The organism is Streptomyces sp. MBT53, from assembly GCF_016654115.1.
In the GTDB taxonomy this organism is placed as follows: domain Bacteria; phylum Actinomycetota; class Actinomycetes; order Streptomycetales; family Streptomycetaceae; genus Streptomyces.
In genome coordinates this window covers 26,998-35,476 of the sequence record NZ_JAEQAZ010000088.1, presented here as the reverse complement: position 1 = coordinate 35,476, position 8,479 = coordinate 26,998, and the positions used below count along the sequence as shown (strand labels likewise).

At 68.7% G+C, this 8,479-nt stretch carries 5 protein-coding genes and 1 pseudogene; all 6 read right to left on the bottom strand.

Translation table 11 applies throughout. The features are described 5' to 3' along the window. Nucleotides 1-738: pseudogene (locus JHN45_RS28600) on the bottom strand (L-arabinose isomerase); the annotation flags it as partial. 61 nt (nucleotides 739-799) lie between these two features. Then, entirely contained in the window at nucleotides 800-2,479 is a 1,680-nt protein-coding gene (gene araB, locus JHN45_RS28595; RefSeq protein ID WP_201051352.1) for a ribulokinase, read from the bottom strand. A gap of 130 nt (nucleotides 2,480-2,609) precedes the next feature. Next, nucleotides 2,610-5,174, bottom strand: a complete 2,565-nt coding sequence (locus JHN45_RS28590) for a CBM35 domain-containing protein (RefSeq protein ID WP_234467535.1) — start codon at nucleotides 5,172-5,174, stop codon at nucleotides 2,610-2,612. A 97-nt stretch (nucleotides 5,175-5,271) separates the two neighbouring features. Continuing rightward, nucleotides 5,272-6,126, bottom strand: a complete 855-nt coding sequence (locus JHN45_RS28585; protein ID WP_201051350.1) for a carbohydrate ABC transporter permease — start codon at nucleotides 6,124-6,126, stop codon at nucleotides 5,272-5,274. Continuing rightward, nucleotides 6,123-7,088 carry a carbohydrate ABC transporter permease gene (locus JHN45_RS28580; protein WP_201051348.1) on the bottom strand — a complete coding sequence of 322 codons (966 nt, stop codon included), beginning with the start codon at nucleotides 7,086-7,088 and terminating at the stop codon, nucleotides 6,123-6,125. The genes JHN45_RS28585 and JHN45_RS28580 overlap by 4 nt, the downstream gene beginning before the upstream one ends. Before the next feature lie 74 nt (nucleotides 7,089-7,162). Next, complete coding sequence (locus tag JHN45_RS28575; RefSeq protein WP_201051346.1) at nucleotides 7,163-8,473, bottom strand: ABC transporter substrate-binding protein; 1,311 nt, start codon at nucleotides 8,471-8,473, stop codon at nucleotides 7,163-7,165. Nucleotides 8,474-8,479: the final 6 nt, after the last annotated feature.

The window sequence follows — 8,479 nt, the reverse complement described above, 5'->3', positions numbered from 1 at the left end:
GGCCGGCACGACGTCGTACAACTCGGCGTACTCGGCGGCGAGTTGGGCCGCCTCCTTGTCCTCGACCTGATCCACGACCGCCACCAGGTCGTTGACGGCGTAGGTGTTGACCGAGTAGCCGAACCGCAGTTGGGCTTCGACCTTGTCGCCCTCGGTGACGGCGACGTCGCGCATGTTGTCGCCGAAGCGGGCCAGCCGCAGGGTGCGCGAGGCGTGGCGGCCCACGGCGGCCCGTGCCCAGGCCGCGACGCGGTGGACGACCCGGGGGTCGGTGGCGTGGCCGGCGACGATCTTGCGGTCGATGTTGAGGCGGGACTCGATGTGGGCGAACTCGCGGTCGCCGTGGGCGGCTTGGTTGAGGTTCATGAAGTCCATGTCGATGCTGGGCCAGGGCAGGGACAGGTTGTACTGGGTGTGCAGGTGCAGCAGCGGCCGGTCGAGGGCGGAGAGTCCGGCGATCCACATCTTGGCCGGGGAGAAGGTGTGCATCCACACGATGACGCCCACGCAGGTGTCGGAGCTGCTGGCTTCCTGGCACAGGCGGCGGATCGCGTCGGCGTCGGTGAGGACCGGCTTCCACACGATGCGGACCGGGATCTTCCCGGGGCCGGAGAGGATCTCGGCGATGCTGCGGGACTGCTCGGCGACCTGGTGCAGGATGTCGTCGCCGTACAGGCCCTGGCTGCCGGTGAGAAACCAGACCTCCTGGTCCGGATAGGGAGAGGCTGTGGTGTCCATGAGGGTTCCTTTCAAAGGGAGTTGACCACCGCGCGAGGCGTGGCGTGGCGAGGCGTGGTGTTCAGGCGGAGGCCTCGGTGCGCAGGCGGCGCAGTCGGTGCATGACCTTGTTGGTGCCGCGGCCGAAGTAGTCGTGCAGGAGGCGGTATTCGGCATACAGCCGGTCGTAGGCCGCGGCCCGCTCGGGGTCCGGCTCGTAGACGGCGGGGCGGGCCTGCCCCATGGCGTGGGCGGCGGCCCGGATGTCGGTGTGGGCGCCGGCCGCGACCGCCGCGTGCATCGCCGCACCGAGCGCGGGGCCCTGTGCCGAGTCGATGACGCCGAGGGGCAGGCGGGTGACGTCGGCGTAGATCTGCATCAGCAGCGGGTTCTTCATCAGGCCGCCCGCGACGATCAGTTCACCCACCGGCACCCCGGCAGTCTCGAAGGCTTCGATGATGGTGCGGGTGCCGAAGGCGGTGGCCTCCAGCAGGGCCCGGTAGACGTCCTCGGGCCGGGTGGACAGCGTCAGCCCGACCACGACGCCGCTCAGGTCGTGGTCGACGAGGACGCTGCGGTTGCCGCTGTGCCAGTCCAGGGCGATCAGCCCGTGCTCGCCCACCCGCTGCTGTGCGGCCAGCGCGGTGAGGTGCTCGTGCGGGTCGCGGCCCAGCGCGGCGGCCTGTTCCGCGTACGGGGCGGGGAAGGCGGTGCGCACGAACCAGCCGAAGATGTCCCCCACCCCGCTCTGCCCGGCCTCATAGCCCCACAGCCCCGGCAGGATGCCGCCGTGGACGACCCCGCACATGCCCGGTACTTCGGCCCACCGGTCGCTGCTCATGACGTGGCAGGTGGAGGTGCCCATGATGGCGACCATCCGGCCCGGCTCCACGGCGGTGGCCGCGGGCGCGGTCACATGGGCGTCGACGTTCCCGACGCACACCGCGATGCCCTCGGGCAGGCCCGTCCAGGCCGCCGCCTCGGCCGTCAGCCCGCCCGCCCGGTCGCCGAGCTGGCCGATGGGCTGGTCCAGCTTGTCGATGACGAAGCCCGCGAAGTCGGGGTTGAGCGCGGCCAGATAGTCGCTGGAGGGGTAACTGCCGTCCTGGAGCTGGCCTTTGTAGCCGGCGGTGCACGCGTTGCGGACATACGTGCCCGACAGCCGCCACACGATCCAGTCGGCGGCCTCGACCCACCGCTCGGTCAGCTCGTAGAGTTCCGGGTCCTCCTCGAGCAACTGGAGGGCCTTGGCGAACTCCCACTCCGAGGAGATCTTCCCGCCGTACCGCTTCAGCCAGGGCTCCTTGCGGGCCTCGGCCAGTGCGGTGATCCGGTCGGCCTGGGCCTGCGCGGCGTGGTGGCGCCACAGTTTGACGTAGGCGTGCGGACGGCCCGCGAACTCCGGGAGTTCGCACAGCGGCGTGCCGTCGGCGAGGACCGGCAGGACCGTACACGCGGTGAAGTCCGTCCCGATACCCACGACCTGCTCCGGACGTACGCCGGAACGGGCCAGCGCCTCGGGGACGGCCATGCGCAGCACGTCGATGTAGTCGGCGGGGACCTGCAGCGCCCAGTCCGGCGGCAGCGGGGTGCCGTCGGGGAGCCGGCCGTCGAGGACGGCGTGGGTGTACGGGTGCTCGGCGACGGCCAGTTCCGCGCCGTCCGCGACCCGGACCACCACAGCACGCCCCGACAACGTGCCGTAGTCGACTCCGATGACGTAGGTGTCGGGATGGGTGTGATCGAGGTGCTCGATGGTCACCGTCCGCCGCCCTTCTGTTCGGTATTTCAGTCGTTGTTCGATGTGGCGAATGAGGTCGAGAGGAGATCTCGGGATGGGACCCCCGGACGGGGCCCGGCGCAAGTGCCCGGGCCCCGACCGGAGTTGGTTGTCAGCCGGAGACCGGTGCGACGGTGATGCGGTCGATGTTGGGTGCGTAGGCGCTCGCGTTGGCGAAGCTGATGGTGTTGGTGCCGGCGGTCAGGGTGACCGGGACGGGGAGGTCCCAGTAGGTGGACCAGCTGTAGTTGTTGCGGAACATGACGGTCTGCGCGGTGCCGCCGTTGACGGAGATCTGGGCCGCCCGGGAGACGACGTTGGTGTTGTAGTTCCCGGAGCCGGAGACCTGGTCGTTGGCGTAGCGGACGTTCATGACGTACCGCCCGGCACTGGCGGCGCTCACCTGGAAGGTGAGGGTGTTGGCCGCCGCGTTGCCGATGTAGCCGACGTACTTGCCGCCGGAGGCCCAGCTGTCCGAGGTGGCGACTGCGGTTCCCGCGAGGGTCGCGCTCTCGGCCTCGTAGGCGGTGACGCCCGTGGTGTCGGCGCTCGCGGACACGCGCAGGTCGCGCACGGTCAGTGTGGTCGAGCCCGAAGTGGCCGCCGTGATGCGGTTGTTGCCCGCCGACAGGTACAGCCGTGAGCTCTTGTCCGTGAGCGTGCCGCTGGTGGAGGCCAGCGTCACGGCGGTCGCGCCGTCCAGGGTGAGGGTGCCGGAGCCGTTGGAGGAGTAGTCGGTGTGGACGGTGTAGTAGCCGTCGGTCGGCGCGTAGACGTCGAAGGCGGCCGAGGTGCCCGAGGTCAGCGCCAGGGCGCCCGCTCCCGTCGTACCGGAGGCCGTGTAGGTGTAGGTCGGCGAACCGGTGATGTCCGCGTACGTGGCCGGGTACGAAGTGTCGGCGGTGGAGGCCGCGGTGAGGTCGATCTTGTCGAGCGTGACCTCGTTGGTGCCCTTGGCCAGGGTGATCGTGTGCGTGCCCGCCGTCAGGGACACGGAGGCACTGGCGGTCGAGCGGTAGGTCCAGTTCAGCGTCGGTGAGTAGGTGACCGTCTGGGACGAGCCGCCGTCCACCGTGAGGGTCTGGGTCGCCGGGCCGCCGGACTGGTTGCCGTAGAAGACGTTCAGGTTGTACGTGCCCGTGGTCGGGGCGGTGACGGTGAAGGCGACCTTGCTGTCCGACTGGTTGAGGCTGCCGACGTCCTTGGTGCCCGAAGTGGCGTACCCGTAGGCGTTGGTGACGCTGCCCTGGGTGTAGACGGTGCCGTCGGTGATCGTCGCGTTCTCGGCCTCGTACGACGCCGACCACGGGGTGCTCGCGGCGGTGGGCGTGCCGGTGCCGGCCGGGTTGATGACGATCCGGTAGGCCGACATCGGGTCGAGGTTGGTCAGCGGGACGGTGATGCTGCCGTCCGAGGCGACCGTGTACGTGCTGCGGGCGAGCACTGTGGGCGCGGGGCCGGCGCCCTCGTAGCCGCTCCAAGCGGTGCGCTCCACCGAGACGTTGACGGTGCTGCCGAACGACGACGGTATGTGCTGGACGACCGTGTTCGCCGAGCCGGAGGTGCCGCCGCCGAGGAGGACCTGGGCCTGCTTGCGGCCGGTGTCGAGGGACGCGATGCCCTGGAGCGTGTCGATGACGTTGGCCTGCGGCGGGGTGACCTTGGTGGTCTGGCCGGTCAGGCCCGCGTACCAACGCAGCAGCCACCAGTCGCCGTTGGGGATGTTGGTCTGGCTGACGTTGCCGTCCAGGTTCCCCGCGATGTCCCAGTACGCCTGGTCGGCGTAGACCTTGTTCCGCTCGAACATCGACATCCACTGGACCATCTGGCCCGGCACCGAGAGGTCGCGGCGGTCGCCGTACTCATTGATGTTGACCGGGCGCGGGCTGATGCCGGCGTTGGTCTCGATGGTGCGGTAGGCGGCGAGGTTGCCCTCGAAGTTGGAGAGGGAGGTGGGGTCCAGCTCGTGCCAAGTGGTCATGTCCGGAAGGACGTTGTTGGCCTTGGCCCACGGATAGAAGTCGCCCATCAGACGGGCGTCGTAGTGCGTCTCGTTCGGGCCGGCGATGCGCGCGTTCGGGATGATCGAGCGGATCTTGTTGTAGACCGTCGTCCAGTCGCTCTCGAAGCTCGCGAGCGCGCTGTTGTACGTCGACGTGGTCGAACTGCCCAGCCCGGTGTACCAGTTGCCGTCCGGTTCGTTGAACGGCACCCACACGAAGGTGCTCGCGTCGGAGCGGGCCGCGACCTTGGTGACCATCGTGGTGACCTTGGACAGGTAGTCGCTCAGGCCGAGGTTCTCGTACGGCCACGAGGCGTAGATGTCCTGCATGTAGATGAGGTTGTCGCCGCCGCCACCGCGGGCGAACTCCGGCTGGACGACCAGCGCGTCACCGTTGGGGTGCTGGGCGCCGTCGGGTGCCTTCTGCGCGATGGACGTCATGTGCAGGGGCGTGACGATGTTGTCGCCGGGCACGCCGTCGTCGCTGAGGCCGTACAGGGCGCCGTTGGCTCCGTGCATGACCGCGCCGGTGGTGGTGCCGAGGTCGACGGTCAGCTGCGGGGTGGCCGCCTGCGCGGCGGGGACGGCGAGCGCGGTGCCCAGGAGGGCGGCGGTCACCACCGTCGCACCCATGAGGGCGCGGACGGAGCGGGGTCTGCGGGCTGTTCGAGGCATGGCTGTCCTCCTCCTCCCGCGGCGTTGCGGGAGGCTGTCGGGGTACTTCGCGGGTGACCGGGGCGGCTCAACAGGCCGATCCCCGGGGCTGTTTGGCCTACTTGACGGCGCCGCTCGTGATGCCGGAGACGATGCGCCGCTGCGCTATGACGAAGACCAGGACCATGGGGAGGCTCATCATCACGACGTAGGCGAAGATCAGGTGCCAGTTGTTGAGGTACAGCTGGGCGTTGGCGACCTGGTAGAGGTTGAGCGGGAGGGTGGCCTTGTCGCCGCCGCCGAGGACGAAGAAGGCGTAGAAGATGTCGCTCCAGGCGTAGAGCATCACCATGATCGTGGCGGTGGCGATGACTGGGCGCAGGAGCGGCAGGATGATGCGGAAGAAGACGCGGACCGGGCCCGCGCCGTCCATGCGGGCGGCCTCCTCCAACTCCTCGGGGAGGGCGCGGATGAACCCGGTCATGAAGAAGATCGAGGTGGACAGGTACATCCCGGCGTAGACGCCGATCATGCCGGGTCGGGTGCCGGCCAGGCCGAGTTGGCGCAGTTCCATGACGATGGTGATCACGGCCGGCGGGAGCAGCAGTCCGCTGATGCTGAGCGCGTACAGGGTGTTGACCAGGCGGCCCTTGCGGCGGGCGAACACCCAGGCGGCGCCCGCTCCGAGGAGCAGGACGAGGACGACGGACGGGGCGACGACCAGGAGGCTGTTGACGAAGCCCTGGACGATCTTGCCCTCGTCGAAGCTCTGCTTGTAGTTCGCGGCGGCCTGGGCGTGGTGGGGCAGGGAGAGGTTGGGCTTGATGGCCTCGGCCTGCGGTTTGACGGAGGTGACCGCCACCAGCCACAGCGGGATACCGATGGTGACGGCCGCGATGATCAGGACGACGGTCGGCTGGACCCAGCGCAGTGGGCGCCGGTGCGCGGGGGCGAACGCGGTAACGGTGGTCACTGGTTGTTCTCCCTGCGGCGCAGGCCGACGATGACGGGCACGGCGAGGACGACGACGATGAGCAAGAGCACCAGGCTCATCGCGGACGCCTGCGCGTACAGGCCCTGGCCGAAGATGCGGAACATGTAGATGTTGAAGACCTCGGTCTCGCTGCCGGGACCGCCTCCGGTGGTCGCCTGCACGATGTCGAAGGTGTTCATGGAACCGATCAGCGCGGTGGTCACGTTGAAGGTGACGGCGGGTGCGAGCAGCGGGAATCTGACCGACCAGAAGGTGCGCCACCAGCCGGCTCCGTCGATCCGGGCCGCCTCCAGGACGTCACCCGGCATGCTCTTCAGGCCCGCCAGATAGATCAGCATGGCCAGTCCCATCCACTTCCAGCCGTGGATGAGGGTCACCACGACCAGCGTCCAGGTGGTCGAGCCGAGCCAGGGGGTGTCGACGTGGTGTCCCGCGAGCGAGGACAGCACGCTGTTGAGCGCGCCGTCCTGGGCGAGCAGGGCGCGGAAGATGTAGCCGACGGCGAGCGCGGAGATCAGTACCGGGAGGAAGAAGGCAGCGCGGAAGAAGCGGTTGAAGCGGGTGTCGCGCTCCAGCAGGAGGGCGAGGGCGAGGCCGAAGCCGTTCTGGAAGACGGCCACGAGGACCGCGTACTCCAGGGTGATGCGGATGTCACGGGCCATCGACCCGTCGTGCAGGATGGTGCTGAAGTTCGACAGTCCCACGAAGCCGATCTGCGAGTGGAACGCCGACCAGTCGGTGAACGGGTAGACGAAGTTCAGCAGGTTCGGCAGCAGGAAGAACACGCCGAACACGGCGAGCGCGGGCAGGGCGAACCACCACGGCTGGTTGGCCCTGCTGCGCAGGCGGTTGCGACGGGACGTCCGGTCCTGGCCGTCGTCCCGGGCTCGGTCCTTCGCGCGCGTGGCGTCGATGGCGTCCATCGTGGCGGTGTCCACCACTTTCTTACCTCCGGATGGGGTCCCGGGCGGGCCGCCGACGGGCGGCCCGGGGACGGGCTGGCGAAGTGCGCCGGTCAGAAACCGGAGACGCCGCGCGCCTTGAGGATCTGGGTGAACTGGTCCTCGGCGGCCTGGGCGACCTGCTCCGGGGTCTTCTTGCCGTAGATCATGTCGGCGAGGGCGAGGTGCATGTCGGGCGCGGTCAGGGCCTTGACCTGGAACACGCCGGTCGCGGTGGCGAGGGACTCGGCCTGGGCGATGGCGGTTTGCGGGAGACCGGCGGGGTTGGGCACGGACGGCTCCACCGAGACGATCTTGTTGGCCTTGATGTAGGCCGGGTAGTCCTTGCCGAGCCAGAAGGACAGGAACTGCCGGGCGGCGTTCTGACGCTTGGTGTCACCGGTGTTGAAGGCGACGACGCCGTTCGTCTGGTCGGGAGAGTACAGAGCCTTGGCGGAGCTGTTGGAGACGGGGAACCAGCCCAGCTTCTGGTCCATCTCCGAGGTGCTGGAGGTCGCCTGGATCTCGCTCTGCAGCGAGGTGACGTTGACGGCCATCGCGGCGCTGCCGTCCAGGATCGCCTTGCCCTGGTCGACGAAGGTCGCCGTCTTGTAGTTCTTCTGCGCCAGCCCGCCGTCAAGGACCTTGGTCTTGTACTTCTTGATCGCGTTCACGATCACCGGGTCGGTCCACTTGGCCTGGTTCTTGTTGAGCTTGTCCCAGAAGCTCTGCGGCAGGTCGGTCATCTGCAGCTGGACCTGCCACTGCAGCGGCCACTTGTCGCCGCCCACCTCGAAGAAGGGCGCGACACCCGTCTTGGACTTGATCTTCGCAGCGGTCGCGAGGAGATCGTCGTAGCTGGTGGGCATCGTGGTGATGCCCGCCTTCTTGAAGACGTCCTTGTTGTAGTAGACGCCCAGGGAGGCCGGGCTGGTGACGATGGCCGCGTAGCGGTGACCGTCGACCTGGCCGAGGGACTTCTCCGTCGTGCCGAGCTTGGAGACCCAGTCCTCGTTGTCCAGGGTCAGCAGGTTCTTGGCCGGCTGGACGAACGGCAGGGTGCTGCCCGTGGGCTGCCAGAACATCAGGTCCGGCTTGACGCCCGAGGCCAGCTTGGTCGGGACGTTCGACTCGTACGGGTCGGGTATCACCTCGGTGGTGATCTTCGCGCCGGTGGCCTTCTCGAACGCCTCGATGGCCTGCTTGGGCTCCGAGACGCTGTTCTGGGCCACCCACATGGTGAGCTTGACGCCCTTGAGGGAGGCGGTCGGATTGACGGAGCCCTCGGGGGCGGCGGCCGTGGTGGCACCGGTGCTGTCACTGCACGCGGTGGCCGTCAGCCCGAGGACACAGGCGGCGGCAAGGACGGAGACGGCTCTTCTCATGGCGGA